General features: G+C 70.3%; 13 protein-coding genes and 1 riboswitch. Of the genes, 4 read left to right on the forward strand and 9 right to left on the reverse strand.

The annotated features are described in order from the left end of the window. Positions 1-140: 140 nt before the first annotated feature. Complete coding sequence (locus FCL41_RS12905; RefSeq protein WP_137065243.1) at positions 141-2,330, reverse strand: NADP-dependent isocitrate dehydrogenase; 2,190 nt, start codon at positions 2,328-2,330, stop codon at positions 141-143. Between the two features lie 107 nt (positions 2,331-2,437). Here FCL41_RS12905 and FCL41_RS12910 point away from each other — a divergent pair, with 107 nt between their 5' ends. Beyond that, positions 2,438-3,238, forward strand: a complete 801-nt coding sequence (locus tag FCL41_RS12910; protein WP_137065242.1) for an MIP family channel protein — start codon at positions 2,438-2,440, stop codon at positions 3,236-3,238. Between the two features lie 3 nt (positions 3,239-3,241). Here the strand turns inward: FCL41_RS12910 and FCL41_RS17140 are convergent, their stop codons facing one another. Beyond that, the gene (locus FCL41_RS17140; RefSeq protein ID WP_170970199.1) at positions 3,242-3,994 is read right to left on the reverse strand and encodes a hypothetical protein; all 753 of its coding nucleotides are present in this window, start codon (positions 3,992-3,994) and stop codon (positions 3,242-3,244) included. Positions 3,995-4,094: 100 nt separating this feature from the next. Between FCL41_RS17140 and FCL41_RS12925 the strand changes: the two genes are divergently transcribed. Next, entirely contained in the window at positions 4,095-5,084 is a 990-nt protein-coding gene (locus FCL41_RS12925; protein ID WP_137065240.1) for a malate dehydrogenase, read from the forward strand. Between the two features lie 62 nt (positions 5,085-5,146). Here FCL41_RS12925 and FCL41_RS12930 read toward each other — a convergent pair whose 3' ends face one another. From FCL41_RS12930 to FCL41_RS12950, 5 genes are all read right to left on the reverse strand, one after another. Next, a complete protein-coding gene (locus FCL41_RS12930) occupies positions 5,147-5,485 on the reverse strand; it encodes a DUF3017 domain-containing protein (RefSeq protein WP_137065239.1) in 339 nt (112 codons plus the stop codon). A gap of 20 nt (positions 5,486-5,505) precedes the next feature. Continuing rightward, positions 5,506-6,375: a bifunctional methylenetetrahydrofolate dehydrogenase/methenyltetrahydrofolate cyclohydrolase gene (locus tag FCL41_RS12935; RefSeq protein WP_137065238.1), complete on the reverse strand. Its 870-nt coding sequence runs from the start codon at positions 6,373-6,375 to the stop codon at positions 5,506-5,508. A 23-nt stretch (positions 6,376-6,398) separates the two neighbouring features. Continuing rightward, complete coding sequence (purH, locus tag FCL41_RS12940; protein WP_170970213.1) at positions 6,399-8,051, reverse strand: bifunctional phosphoribosylaminoimidazolecarboxamide formyltransferase/IMP cyclohydrolase; 1,653 nt, start codon at positions 8,049-8,051, stop codon at positions 6,399-6,401. 37 nt (positions 8,052-8,088) lie between these two features. Then, a riboswitch (ZMP/ZTP riboswitch) is annotated at positions 8,089-8,178 on the reverse strand. Positions 8,179-8,188: 10 nt separating this feature from the next. Then, the gene (gene purN, locus FCL41_RS12945) at positions 8,189-8,812 is read right to left on the reverse strand and encodes a phosphoribosylglycinamide formyltransferase (RefSeq protein ID WP_137065237.1); all 624 of its coding nucleotides are present in this window, start codon (positions 8,810-8,812) and stop codon (positions 8,189-8,191) included. A 9-nt stretch (positions 8,813-8,821) separates the two neighbouring features. Continuing rightward, the gene (locus FCL41_RS12950) at positions 8,822-10,132 is read right to left on the reverse strand and encodes a cell division protein PerM (RefSeq protein ID WP_137065236.1); all 1,311 of its coding nucleotides are present in this window, start codon (positions 10,130-10,132) and stop codon (positions 8,822-8,824) included. Between the two features lie 112 nt (positions 10,133-10,244). Between FCL41_RS12950 and FCL41_RS12955 the strand changes: the two genes are divergently transcribed. After that, on the forward strand, positions 10,245-12,086 hold the full coding sequence (locus FCL41_RS12955; protein ID WP_137065235.1) for a SigE family RNA polymerase sigma factor: 1,842 nt from the start codon (positions 10,245-10,247) through the stop codon (positions 12,084-12,086). 71 nt (positions 12,087-12,157) lie between these two features. Here the strand turns inward: FCL41_RS12955 and sucD are convergent, their stop codons facing one another. Both sucD and sucC read right to left on the reverse strand, forming a co-directional pair. Further along, positions 12,158-13,039: a succinate--CoA ligase subunit alpha gene (gene sucD / locus FCL41_RS12960; RefSeq protein ID WP_137065234.1), complete on the reverse strand. Its 882-nt coding sequence runs from the start codon at positions 13,037-13,039 to the stop codon at positions 12,158-12,160. Between the two features lie 17 nt (positions 13,040-13,056). Further along, a complete protein-coding gene (gene sucC, locus FCL41_RS12965; RefSeq protein WP_137065233.1) occupies positions 13,057-14,223 on the reverse strand; it encodes an ADP-forming succinate--CoA ligase subunit beta in 1,167 nt (388 codons plus the stop codon). Positions 14,224-14,612: 389 nt separating this feature from the next. On the opposite strand from sucC, the gene FCL41_RS12970 reads away from it, so the two are divergent. Continuing rightward, positions 14,613-15,668 (forward strand): M23 family metallopeptidase, encoded by a 1,056-nt coding sequence (locus FCL41_RS12970; RefSeq protein WP_137065232.1) that lies wholly within the window; start codon positions 14,613-14,615, stop codon positions 15,666-15,668. Positions 15,669-15,718 lie beyond the last annotated feature (50 nt).

Consider the following 15,718-nt stretch of genomic DNA (forward strand, 5'->3'; position numbering starts at 1 on the left):
CCGGCGTCCGGGCTCCTGCCTCTCATTATTTCGTGCGGCTCGGGGAGCCCTTCGGCCCCGGAGAACGGGAGGGGGCCCGGTCGACCTGTCGGTCGACCGGGCCCCCTCCGTGATCACCCTGCGGTGGTCACGGCCTCATGTCACAGAGTCGCCAGTGCGGAGTTGAACGTCTCCGACGGGCGCATGACCTTCTCGGTCTTCTCGGCGTCCGGGCGGAAGTAGCCACCGATGTCGGCGGGCTTGCCCTGGACCGCCAGGAGCTCGGCGACGATCGTCTCCTCCTCGGCGGCGAGCTTCTCGGCAAGGGGCTTGAAGGCCGCGGCCAGCTCGGCGTCGTCGGTCTGGTTCGCCAGCTCCTGGGCCCAGTAGAGCGCCAGGTAGAAGTGCGAGCCGCGGTTGTCGATCGTGCCGAGCTTGCGACCCGGGGAGCGGTCGTTGTTGAGGAACGCCTCGGTCGCCTTGTCGAGGGTCGCGGCCAGCACCTTGGCGCCGTCCTTGCCGGACTGCTCGGCGTAGAGCTCGAACGAGGGCACCAGGGCGAAGAACTCACCGAGCGAGTCCCAACGCAGGTAGTTCTCGGCGACGAGCTGCTGCACGTGCTTGGGGGCCGACCCACCGGCGCCGGTCTCGAAGAGGCCACCACCGTTCATCAGCGGGACGACGGAGAGCATCTTGGCCGACGTACCGAGCTCGAGGATCGGGAAGAGGTCGGTGTTGTAGTCACGCAGCACGTTGCCGGTCACCGAGATGGTGTCCTCGCCCTTGCGCAGGCGCTCCATCGTGTAGGCGGTGGCGAGCTCCGGGGAGAGGATCTTGATCTCGAGGCCGTCGGTGTCGTGGTCGGCCAGGTAGGTGGTGACCTTGGCGATCAGCTGGGCGTCGTGCGCACGCGCCTCGTCCAGCCAGAAGACGGCCGGGGTGGCGGAGGCACGGGCACGCGTGACGGCGAGCTTGACCCAGTCACGGATCGAGGCGTCCTTGGTCTGGCAGGCGCGCCAGATGTCGCCGGCGGCGACGTCGTGGGAGAGCAGCACCTCACCGGCGGAGTTGATGACCTCGACCGTGCCGGCCGTGGGGATCTCGAAGGTCTTGTCGTGCGAGCCGTACTCCTCGGCCGCCTTCGCCATCAGGCCCACGTTGGGGACGGTGCCCATGGTCGAGGGGTCGAGCGCACCGTTGCGACGGCAGTCGTCGATGACGACCTGGTAGACGCCGGCGTAGGAGGAGTCGGGGATGACCGCGAGGGTGTCCTGCTCCTTGCCCTCGGAGTTCCACATGATGCCGCCGCTGCGGATCATCGCGGGCATGGAGGCGTCGATGATGACGTCGGAGGGCACGTGCAGGTTGGTGATGCCCTTGTCGGAGTCGACCATCGCCAGGGCGGGGCCCTCGGCCAGCGCCTTCTCGAAGGCCGCCTTGATCTCGGCGCCGTTGGGCAGCTTGTCGAGGCCCGGGAGGATCGTGCCGAGGCCGTCGTTGGCCGACAGGCCGGCCGCGGCGAGGTCGTCGCCGTACTTCTCGAAGACGTCGGCGAAGTAGGCCTTCACGACGTGGCCGAAGATGATCGGGTCGGAGACCTTCATCATCGTGGCCTTGAGGTGCGCGGAGAACAGCACGCCCTCGGCCTTGGCCTTGGCGATGGCGTTGCGCAGGAAGACGTTGAGCGCGGCGACCTCGAGCACGGAGGCGTCGATGACCTCGCCCTCGAGGACCTTCAGGCCCTCCTTGAGGACCTTCTTCTCGCCGCCCTCGGAGGTGTGGACGATCTGGAGGGTGTCGTCGGCGGGCAGCGTCACGGACTTCTCGTTGGCCTTGAAGTCGTGCTCGCCCATGGTCGCGACGTTGGTCTTCGAGTCCGACTTCCAGGCGCCCATGCGGTGCGGGTGGGCCTTGGCGTAGTTCTTGACCGAGGCGGGGGCGCGGCGGTCGGAGTTGCCCTCGCGCAGGACCGGGTTGACCGCGGAGCCCTTGATCTTGTCGTACTTCGCGCGGATCTCGGCGGCCTCGGGGGTGTCGGCGTTCTCCGGGTAGTCCGGGATGTCGAAGCCCTGCGCCTGGAGCTCGGCGATGGCCGCCTTGAGCTGCGGGATCGAGGCCGAGATGTTCGGCAGCTTGATGATGTTGGCCTCAGGGGTGGTGGCCAGCTCGCCGAGCTCGGCGAGCGCGTCGTCAGCCAGACCGAACTGCGCCAGGATGCGGGCGGCCACGGAGATGTCGCGGGTCTCGACCTCGACCCCGGCCTTGGCGGCGTACGCCGAGACGATGGGGAGGAAGGAGTACGTCGCGAGCAGCGGCGCCTCGTCGGTGTGGGTGTAGATGATCTTGGCCATGGTGCCAGCGACTCCTTGTCGGATGGGTCCAGACGGATTGCTTGATATCAAGATACCTGACCGGAAATGGGTCTGGCCCCTCGCCCGTCACCGTGGGAAGGTGAAACATGGCGAGCAAATCCCAGACTGGCTCCATCAACGCACAGCCCACGACCGGGCACAAGATTGCGGCCGAGTTCATCGGCACCTTCGCCCTGGTCCTGTTCGGTGTCGGCGCTGCCCTCATGAGCGGCGGCAACTACGTCGCGACCGGTTTCTCCTTCGGCCTGGTCGTGATGGTCATGGCCGCCGCGATGTCCCACATCTCCGGTGGCCACTTCAACCCGGCGGTCTCCTTCGGCGCCGCCGTCGGCGGACGCCTGCCCTGGCCGCAGGTGCCGATCTACTGGGCCTCGCAGCTCCTCGGAGGAATCCTCGCGGGCGCGACGCTCTACTTCCTGATGCAGGGCTTCCCGGGCTACGACGTGGCCAGGGGCGGCCTCGGCCAGAACGGCTACGGCGACCAGTCGGTCAACGGCTACGAGGTCGGCCAGGCCTTCGTGCTCGAGACCCTCATGACGCTGATGTTCCTGTGGGTCATCCTCGCGGTCACCGACCGCCGCGCCCGAGCCACCGGCCTCTTCGCCCCCACGGCCATCGGCATGGCCCTGACCATCATCCACTTCGCCTCCATGGGCGCCACGGGCACCTCGGTCAACCCGGCGCGCTCGATCGGCCCGGCGCTCTTCGTCGGGGTCGACGCGATCGAACAGCTCTGGCTGTTCGTCTGCGCCCCGCTCCTGGGGGCCGCGATCGCCGGCGTCACCTACGCCCTGCTCTTCGGCAGGGAGCCGCTGGACGAGGCCGACGAGCCAGAGGAGGTCGACGAGGTGGTCGAGGTCTACGAGGTCGAGGACCGCGACCAGTGAGGCTCACCGCCCCGGCTGCCACTCCTCCAGCTCGAGGCGGACGTCCGGTCCGACCGCGCGGACCACACCCACATCCCGGACCACCGTGACCTCGGTGACGCGCTCCTCCCCACGGCTGGCCCCGTTGCGCAGCAGGAGCCGCACCCCGTCGTCGTAGCGTCCGGCCGGCACGGCGACGTCGTCGACCGACTCCCCCACCTCGACCACCCAGCGCTCTTCACCGGCGAGGGGCTGCACGAGGTGGGCGTCGCCGCGGCGGGGAGCCGCGGCCAGGACCAGTCCGGCGGGCGTGCCGTCGGAGACGTCCCAGAGTCCTTCACGCCCCAGCAGCCAGAGGTTGCCGACCACGTCCTGGGCGACCCAGTGCTCCACGGTCGAGGCCTCACCCTCGCGCTCCACGACGGTGCGCACGGCGGTCGCCCCGATGCCGTCGACGTCGACCGGGTCGCCCAGCACCGTGACCCTCACGGTCGCTGCCTCCCCGTCGACCTCACCGGCGTACGCCCAGCTCGCGCCGGGCGCCAGCGGGAGCCACGGATGGTCGACCTCGGCCACGAACTCGGTCGGCGGGCCGGTGATCTCGTCGACGCCGGTGGGCGCGATGCGGCGCGGGGAGCCGATCTCGACCGCGACCACGACAGCCACCAGCAGCGCCAGCGCGAGCACCCAGAGCAGCGTGCGACGTACGCCGCCCCGTCGGCGCAGGGACGGACGTGTGGGGTCGACGTCGTGGCGGGGGGCACGAGCAGACTCCATGGCTCCAGCATGCCAGCGCCTCAAGAGGAGGCGCCCGAGGCCTCCAGATGGCTAGAGTCGGTGCGAACTCGCTTTGTTCACCCATCTTTGAGGAGCCCTTGTGTCAACCTCTGCCCCACTCAAGGTGGCCGTGACCGGTGCCGCCGGTCAGATCGGCTACAGCCTGCTCTTCCGTCTTGCGTCCGGCGCCCTCGCCGCGGATCGCCAGATCCAGCTCCAGCTCCTGGAGATCGAGCCCGCGCTGAAGGCCCTCGAAGGTGTCGTCATGGAGCTCGACGACTGCGCCTTCCCGAACCTGGCCGGTGTCGAGATCGGTTCGGACCCCGAGAAGATCTTCGACGGCGTCAACCTCGCGCTGCTGGTCGGCGCACGGCCGCGCGGTCCGGGCATGGAGCGCAGTGACCTGCTCTCGGCCAACGGCGCGATCTTCACGGCTCAGGGCAAGGCCCTCAACAAGGTGGCGGCCGACGACGTGCGCATCGGGGTGACCGGCAACCCTGCCAACACCAACGCCCTCATCGCCATGACCAACGCGCCCGACATCCCTGACGAGCGCTTCTCGGCACTGACCCGCCTGGACCACAACCGGGCGATCTCCCAGCTCGCCGCCAAGACCGGCGCCGCCGTCACCGACATCACCCACATGACCATCTGGGGCAACCACTCGGCCACCCAGTACCCCGACCTGTTCAACGCCCAGGTCAAGGGGCAGAACGCCGCCGAGCTGGTCAACGACCAGGAGTGGCTCGAGTCGACCTTCATCCCGACCGTCGCCAAGCGTGGCGCAGCCATCATCGAGGCGCGGGGCTCCTCCTCGGCCGCCTCCGCCGCCTCGGCGACCATCGACGCCGCCCGTGACTGGCTCTTCGGCACCCCCGAGGGCGACTGGGTCTCGATGGCCGTGAAGTCCAGCGGCGAGTACGGCGTGGCCGAGGGCCTGATCTCCTCGTTCCCCGTCACCACCTCGGGTGGCGACTGGACGATCGTCGAGGGCCTTGAGGTCAGTGACTTCTCGCGCGGCAAGATCGACGCCACGGTCGCCGAGCTCGCCGACGAGCGCAAGGCCGTCACGGAGCTGGGCCTCATCTGAGCCCTGACCAGGTCAGCGCTGGGGCGAGCACCGCCCAGCGCTGACCTGTCAGTCGAGCGCGTTCAGACGGGTTGGTCCGGGATCACGCTGGCCAGCGTGGCGAGCGATGCCGCGACCACCAGGTAGAGACCCACGTCGACCGGCTTGGAGCGTACGGCCAGCATCCCGGCGTCCTGCTCCTTGAGCGCCAGCCGCAGGGCGGCACCGGCGACCAGGGCGCCCGCGAAGATGCGGATGCCGACGCGCCACGACCCGAAGACCACCACGAGGATGCCGACGAGGACCACGGCGAGCATGGCCAGGTAGAGGGCGCCGCCGATTGTCGAGGGGTAGCGGCGCTCGACCGGCCCGTCCTCGACCTCGTAGGGGGGCTCAGGGGGTCGCTCCCCCTGAGGGACCACGCCGTCCTCCACCGTCACCCTCAGGCCTTCGCGTCGCGCCGGGCCGCCTGGGCCTCGGCGATCGTGACGACGTTGGCGAGCAGCATCGCGCGGGTCATCGGCCCCACGCCACCGGGGTTGGGCGAGACCCACCCGGCGACGTCCCAGACGTCGGGGGCGAGGTCGCCGGCGATCTTGCCGTCGACGCGGGAGACGCCCACGTCGAGCAGGGCCGCACCGGGCTTCACCATGTCGGCGGTGATGATCCCGGGGACGCCTGCGGCCGCCACCACGATGTCGGCCTGGCGCACGTGCGAGGCCAGGTCGACGGTGCCGGTGTGGCACAGCGTCACGGTGGCGTTCTCCGAGCGACGGGTCAGCAGCAGACCCAGAGGGCGGCCGACCGTCACACCGCGTCCGACGACGACCACCTCGGCGCCGTTGATCTGCACGTCGTGGCGACGCAGCAGCTCGACGATGCCGAACGGCGTGCACGGCAGGGGCGCCTCGGTCCCGAGCACCAGCCACCCGAGGTTGGTGGGGTGCAGGCCGTCGGCGTCCTTGGCCGGGTCGATCAACCCGAGGACCCTGTTCTCGTCGCGGCCCCGCGGCAACGGGAGCTGGACGATGTAGCCGGTGCAGGCCGGGTCGTCGTTGAGCTGGCGGACGGCGTCCTCGATCTCCTCCTGGGAGGCGGTCTCGGGGAGGTCGATGCGGATCGAGGCGATGCCCACCTCGGCGCAGTCCTTGTGCTTGCCACCGACGTACCAGCGCGACCCGGGGTCGTCGCCGACCAGGATCGTGCCGAGACCGGGGGTGATGCCCTGCTCCGCGAGCGCGGCGACCCGGCCCCGGAGCTCCTCCTTGATCGCCGCAGCGGTGGCGGAGCCGTCGAGCTTGCGTGCAGTCATTCGCGTGTGGTCCCTCTCGCGGATCAGTGGAAGAAGTGGCGGGTGCCGGTGAAGTACATCGTCACGCCGGCCGCCTGGCAGGCCTCGATGGTCAGCGCGTCACGCACCGAGCCACCGGGCTGGACGATCGCCTTGACGCCGGCCTCGATGAGGATCTGCGGGCCGTCCTCGAAGGGGAAGAAGGCGTCGGAGGCTGCGACGGCACCGCGAGCGCGCTCCTGGCCCTCGACGAGCGTGTTGGCGCGCTCGACGGCGAGGCGGCAGGAGTCGACGCGGTTGACCTGGCCCATGCCGATGCCGACCGAGCCGCCGTCCTTGGCCAGCAGGATCGCGTTGGACTTGGCCGAGCGGCAGGCCTTCCAGGCGAACGCGAGGTCGGCCAGGGTCGCCTCGTCGGCTGCCTCGCCCGTCGCCAGGGTCCAGCTGGTCGGGTCGTCGCCGCCACCCTCGACCACTGCGTCGACGTGGTCGACCGTCTGCACCAGCAGGCCGCCCGAGATCGGACGGGTCTCGACCGGGGCACCACCGTCGACCGGAGCCACGAGGATGCGGATGTTCTTCTTGCGGGCGAGGATCTCCACGGCACCGTCCTCGTAGCCCGGAGCCACGATGACCTCGGTGAAGACCTCGGCGACCTGCTCGGCCATCTCGACCGAGACGGGGCGGTTGGAGGCGATCACGCCACCGAAGGCGGAGACCGGGTCGCACTCGTGGGCCCGGCGGTGCGCCTGGGCGATGTCGGAGCCGACGGCCACGCCGCACGGGTTGGCGTGCTTGATGATCGCGACGGCAGGCTCTGCGAAGTCGCCTGCCGCTCGGCGCGCGGCATCGGTGTCCACGTAGTTGTTGTAGGACATCTCCTTGCCGTGCAGCTGCTCCGCCTGCGCGAGACCGGTCGCACCGGAGCCGTTGACGTAGAGCGCCGCCTTCTGGTGCGGGTTCTCGCCGTAGCGGAGCACGGTGGACTTCTCGTAGGTGGCGCCGATCCACGCCGGGAAGCCGGTCGAGGTGCCCTCCTCGTCGACCGAGGAGTCGGTGAGCACCGACCCCATCCAGCTCGCGACCGCGACGTCGTAGGAGGCGGTGTGGACGAAGGCCGCGGCGGCGAGCTTCTTGCGCTCCGCGTAGGTGAAGCCACCGGCGGCCACGGCGGCCAGCACGGCGTCGTAGGCGGTCACGTCGGTGACGACGGCGACCGAGGGGTGGTTCTTGGCGGCGGCACGCACCATCGAGGGGCCGCCGATGTCGATCTGCTCGACGCACTCGTCCGGGGTGGCGCCGGAGGCCACCGTCTGGGTGAACGGGTAGAGGTTGACCACGACGAGGTCGAAGGGAGCGACGCCGAGCTCGTCGAGCTGGTCGACGTGGTCCTGGAGGCGGCGGTCGGCGAGGATGCCGGCGTGCACGCGGGGGTGCAGGGTCTTGACGCGGCCGTCGAGGCACTCGGGGAAGCCGGTGAGCTCCTCGACCTTCGTGACGGGCAGGCCGAGCTTCTCGATCAGGGCGGCGGAGCCACCGGTGGAGACGAGCTCGACACCGGCGTCGTGCAAGCCACGGACGAGGCCCTCGAGACCGGTCTTGTCGTAGACCGAGACCAGCGCCCGACGGATCGGGACCTGTCGGTCGGCGCTGTGCTGATGGGCGCCGGAGGCGTGGGGCTGGTGGGCGGTGGGCACGGAAGACACTGCTTCTCCTCGGTTTGTTGTCTCGTGGAGAGAGCACCCAGGCGGTCGATGCTCGTCAGTTCCCCTGCTGGGGCCACTCCCCGGTGGTTGCCCACCTTCGCCAGTCGTGTGCGCCCAGCGTAGTCGACTCAGCCGATGCGGACACGCCTGCCCTCGACGCTCCACCCCTCACGGCACATCCGTCCCACCGCGTCGACCAGCATCGCCCGCTCGGCCACCTTGATCCGCTCGTGGAGCGACTCGACGGTGTCGTCGTCGAGCACCTCGACGACGCTCTGCGCGATGATCTGGCCGGTGTCGACGCCGGCGTCGACGACGAAGAGCGTGCACCCGGTGACCTTGACGCCGTACTCCAGGGCGTCGGCGGGGCCGCGTACGCCCGGGAAGGACGGCGACAGGGCGGGGTGCGTGTTGACCACCCGGTGCTCGAAAGCCTCGAGGAAGTCGGCGCTGACCAGCTTCATGAAGCCGGCGAGCACCACCAGGTCGGGCTCGAAGCCGGCGACCGCGCGGCGCAGCGCGAGGTCCCACGCGTCGCGGGAGTCGTGCTGGGAGAGCTGCTTGACGAAGGTGGGGATGCCGGCACGCTCGGCCCGAGCCAGTCCTTCGACGTCGAAGCGGTCGGCGCCCACGGCGACCACCTTCGCGCCGAACGCAGGGTCCTCGCACGCGTCGAGCAGCGCCTGCAGGTTGGTGCCCGATCCGGACACGAGGACGACGAGGCGAGCGGGGGTGTGGTCAACGGTGGGCACGCGGGGAGTCTAGGACTCCGGCTCGCCGACCGGCGTCGGCGGTTCCTCGACCACGACGTCCTCGAGGGGCACCGACGTACGCCGCTGCCACCACGTGATCGCCAGGCCTCCGGCCAACGCGCCCAGGCCGAGCCAGACCACGGCGTGCAGCCCGACCTCGCCGGCCTGCGCCCCGACCTCGCGGAGGCGACCGGGTCCGGCCGCTCCCCCGGCGACGGCCGTCAGCAGGGTCAGCAGGGCCGCCGCGACGAGGCCCGCGCCACAGCCGCGCAGCGCGCCCTCGTCCCAGCGCAGGGTCGGTCGCTCCCCCTGGTGGCGCCACGCGGCCCAGGCAGCGACGGCGACGGCCACGACAGCGCTGGCGCCCCACCAGGCCGACGGGGTGCCGGCCTCGGGCAGGGCAGCGAGCAACGGCAGCAGGGGCAGCGGTCCCAAGGTCACGACGGTCGGCGACACGACGGTCCCGACCCCGACCGCGAAGCCGGGTCCGAGCAGGAACGCACTCGTCATCAGGACGGCGTTGGGGGCGAAGCCGACGTTGAGCAGGACGAGCTGGAGCGCCTCGGCGCCGGAGAGGCCCAGGCTGTCGACCATCTCCAGGGCCTGCCCCAGGCCCAGTCCGAGCGCAGCGACCAGCACCACCAGGCAGACCACCAGCCACCACACCAGCACCCGGCGGGCGGCGACCACCGCGTGGCGCACCACGGGCGGCAGCTGCGAGACCCATCCCGCGGCGCGGCCCGACCCGGTGGCCACGCCAGGGGCGCCGACGCCCAGGACGAGGACGAGCGTCCAGAGCAGGACGCGACCGAGCAAGGGGTCGAAGGTGGGCCCGGAGGCCAGGTTGACCACGACCAGGAGGCTGGCGAGGTAGGCGACCCCGAAGCCGAGGAGGGCCGCGGGCACGGTCCAGTCGCGCTCACCGTCGGAGAGGCGGTGGACGTCAGGGCCGTGCGCCCACACCCGCTCCCCCAGGCCCAGCGCGCAGCGCCACACCCACCACGCCAGGCCGGCGGTCAGGAGCAGCGGCACGACGGTCACGGCGACGCCGTCGACCATGAAGCCGGAGCCGTGGCCGACCAGCCAGGCCATCGCCCCGTGGCGTACGCCGTCGGAGGCGCTGCCGTGCGCGCCGGCGTCGCTGAGGAACCAGGAGGCGACTCCCAGCACGCCCGCCAGCACCAGGGGGCCGGCGACCGCGAGGAGCCCGTGCACGATCCCCCACAGCAGGGCGGGACGAGGGCGGCCGGAGGTGGACGCCTCCTGCTCCTGGGGAGTGGGCGTCGAGACGGTCGAGGTGGGAGGAAGTGCGGGAGCCATGACCCGGCCATCATCGCGCGTCGACCCGGTCCAGTCCGGACAGCCACGCCGCCCGCCCACCCGGTACGTCGAAGTGCACGGCGCGGGTGTGCCGCGTACCGTGGTGTACGTCATGGATCAGCCCGAAGAGTTCGACGCCCTCTACAAGGACGTCCGCGACCAACTCCTCGTCGAGGCCTACGCACTCACCGGAGACCTCGCCGTCTCGCGGACGGCTGTTCGCGACGCCTTCGCCGTGGCCTGGCACCACTGGAACAAGGTGCAGCGGCAGGAGGACAAGATCGGGTGGTTGCGCCCCCACGTGTGGCGTCGGGCCCGCAACCGGCACACCGCCCGTCCGTGGCACCGCGAGCGCAACCTGCCCGACGACGTCGCCGAGACGCTCGAGGCACTCAACGGGCTCTCCCTCCAGCAGCGCAAGGCGCTGGTGCTGACCCACCTCTCCCCCGTGCCGATGGGTCAGCTGGCCCGCGAGATCGGGGTGACCGCCTCTGCCGCCGAGACCCTGGTGGCGAGTGCTGACACCGACTTCGCCCGGGCCCGCGGATGCACCACCGACGAGGTCGGCCTCCGGCTCGAGGGCCTGCGTGGCGTCGCGACAGGACGCTGGCCCCGCTCCACGATCGTGCGCCGCGCCGGAACGACCCGGCGTCGTACGCACGCCATCGCCGGCGTGCTCGCCACCACGGCGCTCGTCGTGGCCAGCGGCACGGTGGTCGCGCAGGGCAGCGACGACGCCGCCGCCCTCTCCGACCAGGGGTTCAGCCGACGACCGCTGAAGGTCGACACCGTGGCCGAGGTCCCGACCCTGTCGGAGAGCTCCCTGCTCCAGGCCGGCCAGCTGGCGCGCGTCAACCGGTCGCTCACGTGGTCGGCCGGCGAGACCCACGACAACACCACCGGCGACGGCCTCGTCCTGCCGTGCCAGAACGCCAGCTTCGCCGACCCTGACGGGCTCGGCGCCTACGTGCGGACGTTCTCGGGCAAGCCCAAGCCCAAGGCCAAGCGCAAGCCCGGCGCCTCCGCCGTGCAGATGGTCGAGCTCTCCCGGACCACGGAGGAGGCCGAGGAGACCTACCGCACGGCGCTCGGCTGGTTCACCGCCTGCTCGACGCCCTGGACCCAGCTCGTCGCCGTGCACGCCCTGCCCGGCGTGGGTGACGAGGCCAGCATCGTGACGCTGCGCCGGTGGCGCGGCGCCACCCGCATCGCCCAGGTGGGCGTGGCGCGCACCGGTCAGGTCGTCACCACGACCATGACCGAGGTGCGCGACGGGACGACCAACCCCGACAAGTCCGCCTCGGTCCTGGGAGCCTCCGTCAACGCCCTGTGCGGCAGGCCCGGCACCGGTGACTGCTCCGCTCCGCCCAAGCCGCGACGCGAGGTCGTCCCTGCGGCTGGCGAGGTCCCGGGGATGCTGGGCGAGTGGGACATGCCGCCCATCCGGGGGGCCGGCGAGCCGTGGGTGGGGACCACCCCCAAGGAAGTGAGCAAGAACGAGGCCGCGACGCGGTGCGACAACACCCAGTTCACGGGCAAGGCGATCAGCGTCCACCTCTCGCGCACCTTCCTCTTCCCCGAGGCTGCGAAGAAGAACCCGACCTTCGGCCTCACGCAGACGGCCGGGGTGGCACGCAACGCTGCGCAGACGCGTCGCTTCGTCGACCGCGTACGCACGAAGATGGCCCGCTGCTCCGACGAGGTCAGCACCGAGGTCACCCAGATCTTCAACCAGCGTGGCCGCAAGAGCGAGCTGACGGCGTGGCGCGTGGAGTCCGAACTGCCGGGCAACCGGTCGCTGGAGGTCTACATGGCGATCATGCGCCACGGCAACACCGTCTCCCAGGTCGGCTTCGTGCCGGCCGGCAAGCTCCAGATCACCCGGGACGAGTTCATCACCCTGTCCAAGCGGGCCCTGGAACGCCTGCCGCGACTGCGCCTCGAGAAGAAGTGAGCGCGGGCGGCCTGGCCGCCCAGAAATGCAGAACGCCCCGACCGATGGCCGGGGCGTTCGTACTCTGTGGATCAGAGGTTCTGCATGATCTCGCGCATCAGGTCGGCGGTCTCGGACGGCGTCTTGCCGACCTTCACGCCAGCGGCCTCGAGGGCCTCCTTCTTCGCCTGCGCGGTGCCCGAGGAGCCGGAGACGATGGCGCCGGCGTGGCCCATGGTCTTGCCCTCCGGGGCGGTGAAGCCCGCGACGTAGCCGACGACCGGCTTGGTCACGTGCTCCTTGATGTAGGCCGCGGCGCGCTCCTCGGCGTCTCCACCGATCTCGCCGATCATCACGATCGCCTTGGTCTCCGGGTCGTTCTCGAAGGCCTCGAGGGCGTCGATGTGGGTCGTGCCGATGATCGGGTCTCCACCGATGCCGATGGCGGTGGTGAAGCCGAAGTCACGCAGCTCGTACATCATCTGGTAGGTCAGGGTGCCCGACTTGGAGACCAGGCCGATGGGGCCCTTGCCCGCGATGGTGTGCGGGGTGATGCCGGCGAGCGACTCTCCGGGCGAGATGATGCCCGGGCAGTTGGGGCCGATCATGCGGGTCTTCTTGCCCTGCAGGTACGCGAACACCTCGGCGGAGTCCTGGACCGGCACACCCTCGGTGATCACGACGAGCAGCGGCATCTCGGCGTCGATGGCCTCGATGCAGGCGGCCTTGGTGAAGGCCGGCGGCACGAAGGCGACCGAGACGTTGGCGCCGGTCTCCTTCATGGCCTCCTCGACGGTGCCGAAGACCGGGAGGGTCTCACCGTTGAGCTCGACCGTGGTGCCAGCCTTGCGGGCGTTGACACCACCGACGATGTTGGCGCCCGACTGGAGCATCAGGTCGGTGTGCTTGGAGCCCATCCCACCCGTGATGCCCTGGACGATGATCTTGGAGTCCTTGTTCAGGTAGATCGTCATTTCAAGTTCTCCTTGTCTCAGGCGTTCGCCAGCTCGGCGGCCTTGTCGGCCGCGCCATCCATCGTGTCGACCAGCGTCACCAGCGGGTGGTTCGCCTCGTTGAGGATGCGACGACCCTCCTCGACGTTGTTGCCGTCGAGACGCACGACCAGCGGCTTGGTGGCCTCGTCGCCGAGGATGTCGAGCGCGCCGACGATGCCGCTGGCGACCTCGTCACAGGCGGTGATGCCACCGAAGACGTTGACGAAGACGCTCTTGACCTGCGGGTCGTGGAGGATCACGTCGAGGCCGTCGGCCATGACCTGGGCGTTGGCGCCGCCACCGATGTCGAGGAAGTTGGCGGGCTTGACGCCGCCGTGGGCCTCGCCGGCGTAGGCGACGACGTCGAGGGTCGACATGACCAGACCCGCGCCGTTGCCGATGATGCCGACCTGGCCGTCGAGCTTGACGTAGTTGAGGCCCTTGTCCTTGGCCTTCGCCTCGAGCGGGTCAGCCTCCTCGCGGATCTCGAAGGCCGCGTGGTCGGGGTGACGGAACTCCGAGGCGTTGTCGTCCAGCGACACCTTGCCGTCCAGGGCCTCCAGCTTGTCGCCCTCGAGGCGAGCCAGCGGGTTGACCTCGACGAGGGTGGCGTCCTCCTCGACGTACACCTTCCACAGCGCCTGGACCATCTCGATGGCCTGGTCGCGCAGCTCGGCCGGGAACTTGGCCTCGTCGACGATCGCAGCGGCCTTCTCGGGGGTCACACCTTCGAGCGCGTCGATGCGGATCTGGCGCACGGCCTCGGGGTTGGTCTTGGCGACCTCCTCGATCTCCACACCACCCTCGACGGACGCGATGCACAGGTGGCCGCGGTTGGCACGGTCGAGCAGGAAGGAGAAGTAGTACTCCTCCACCGGCGGGGTGGCGGGCGTGACGAGCACGCGGTTGACCGTGAGGCCCTTGATCTCCATGCCGAGGATCGCCTTGGCGTACTCGTACGCCTCGTCCGCGGTCTTGGCGATCTTGACGCCTCCGGCCTTGCCTCGGCCACCGGCCTTGACCTGCGCCTTGATCACGGTGACACCACCGATCTCCTCGGCTGCAGCCTTGGCGTCCTCGGCGGTCTCGACGACCTTTCCGAGAGTGGTGGCCACTCCATGCTTGGCGAAGAGCTCCTTCGCCTGGTACTCCATCAGGTCCACGATCCACTCAATCCTTTAAGTTCGCGTGCGCGCGGGCCGCCCCGAACGAAGTCCAGGGGAGCGCGTTCCAACTTATGCACACTAAACCGCGCTCGCCCCGCGGCGCGATTCTGAGACACCGCGGCGGCCTTCGTGTGACCGGCCTCACCCGTTGTCAGGCGCTCCGAATACCCGAATCGGCATACCTAAATCGTGAGATGAACCACCGGTTGACGCCTGAGAACCCTTGGGGGTCGGGCGATTTGACCAGTTCACCTGCGGACGCGTCGATCTCTGTCCCAAAATCGGAGACCTGAGGATTACATCCGGGTCAACCGTTCCACTACAGTCGCTCCGGTCGCCCTTACCCGGGCAACAGTCCATCGTCCCCGACCCACAAGGTGCTAAACATGGGAAACCATCGAGCTGAACGCGGCTCCGGCCGTACAGCCTCGGCGGAACGTGCCCGCAAGCCCCTCCTGACCCGGAACGCCCCCCAGGGCGGCGCCCGCAAGGCGCCCGCCGCGGCGAGCCGGGTCTCTCGCGTTTCCGGAGATCCTCTCGTCGAGGCCACCGAGTCCACCACCCGCGTCGAGTCCCCTGCGGTCGAGCCGACCGCGGCCGACGTGGCCGTGCCCGCCCGACTTCCCGCGATCTCCTCCGTCGACCTTCCTTCCACGCCGAGCGCCTCCGGCGCCGGCCGGCGCCGCGCGGCCACCCGTGCCGGCAGCCGTGGCCCGCTCTTCAAGGGCCTCCCGTCCCTCCCGGTGCTCGCGGGTGCCGCGGCACTGGCCGTCTCCATCGGTGGCGCCGCGCTCGGCCCCAACGACGGCTCCGACCGCGTGACCTCCGCCGAGGTCAGCGCCAGCAACGCCCTGACCAGCGCGGCCTCCGCTGCCCTCGCCGACCGAGACGGCGTGGTCAGTCGCGACTCTCGTCGCGAGGCCAAGGTCGAGGAGTCCGAGGCCAAGCTGCTCGCGGCCGCCGAAGCAGCCGCTGACGCGCGCAGCAAGACGCTGCAGACCCTCCACGCCCAGGCCAACAAGCAGGCGGCGATCGTCGAGGCCAACCTGTGGCACATGCCGGTCAGCGGCTACCGCCTCACGGCCACGTTCGGTCTCTCCAGCCACCTGTGGTCCACGGTCCACACGGGCCTCGACTTCGCCGGCGCCAGCGGCACCCCGCTCAAGGCGGTCGCCAACGGCACCATCACCGAGGTCGGCAGCGCTGGCTCGTACGGCTACCGCACCATCCTCACCCTCGAGGACGGCACGGAGGTCTGGTACTGCCACCAGTCGTCCTACAACGTGAGCGTCGGCGACAAGGTCTCGGGCGGCGACGTCATCGGCGCCCTCGGCAGCACGGGCAACTCCACCGGCCCCCACCTCCACCTGGAGATCCGTCCCGGCGGCGGCGACCCGGTCGACCCCTACAGCACCCTGCTGGCCCACGGCCTCCAGCCGTGACCTGAGGTCACACCTCCTGCAGAACTGACGAGAGCCCCGGCCACCGGCCG

It is taken from the genome of Nocardioides jishulii, assembly GCF_006007965.1.
Taxonomy (GTDB): domain Bacteria; phylum Actinomycetota; class Actinomycetes; order Propionibacteriales; family Nocardioidaceae; genus Nocardioides; species Nocardioides jishulii.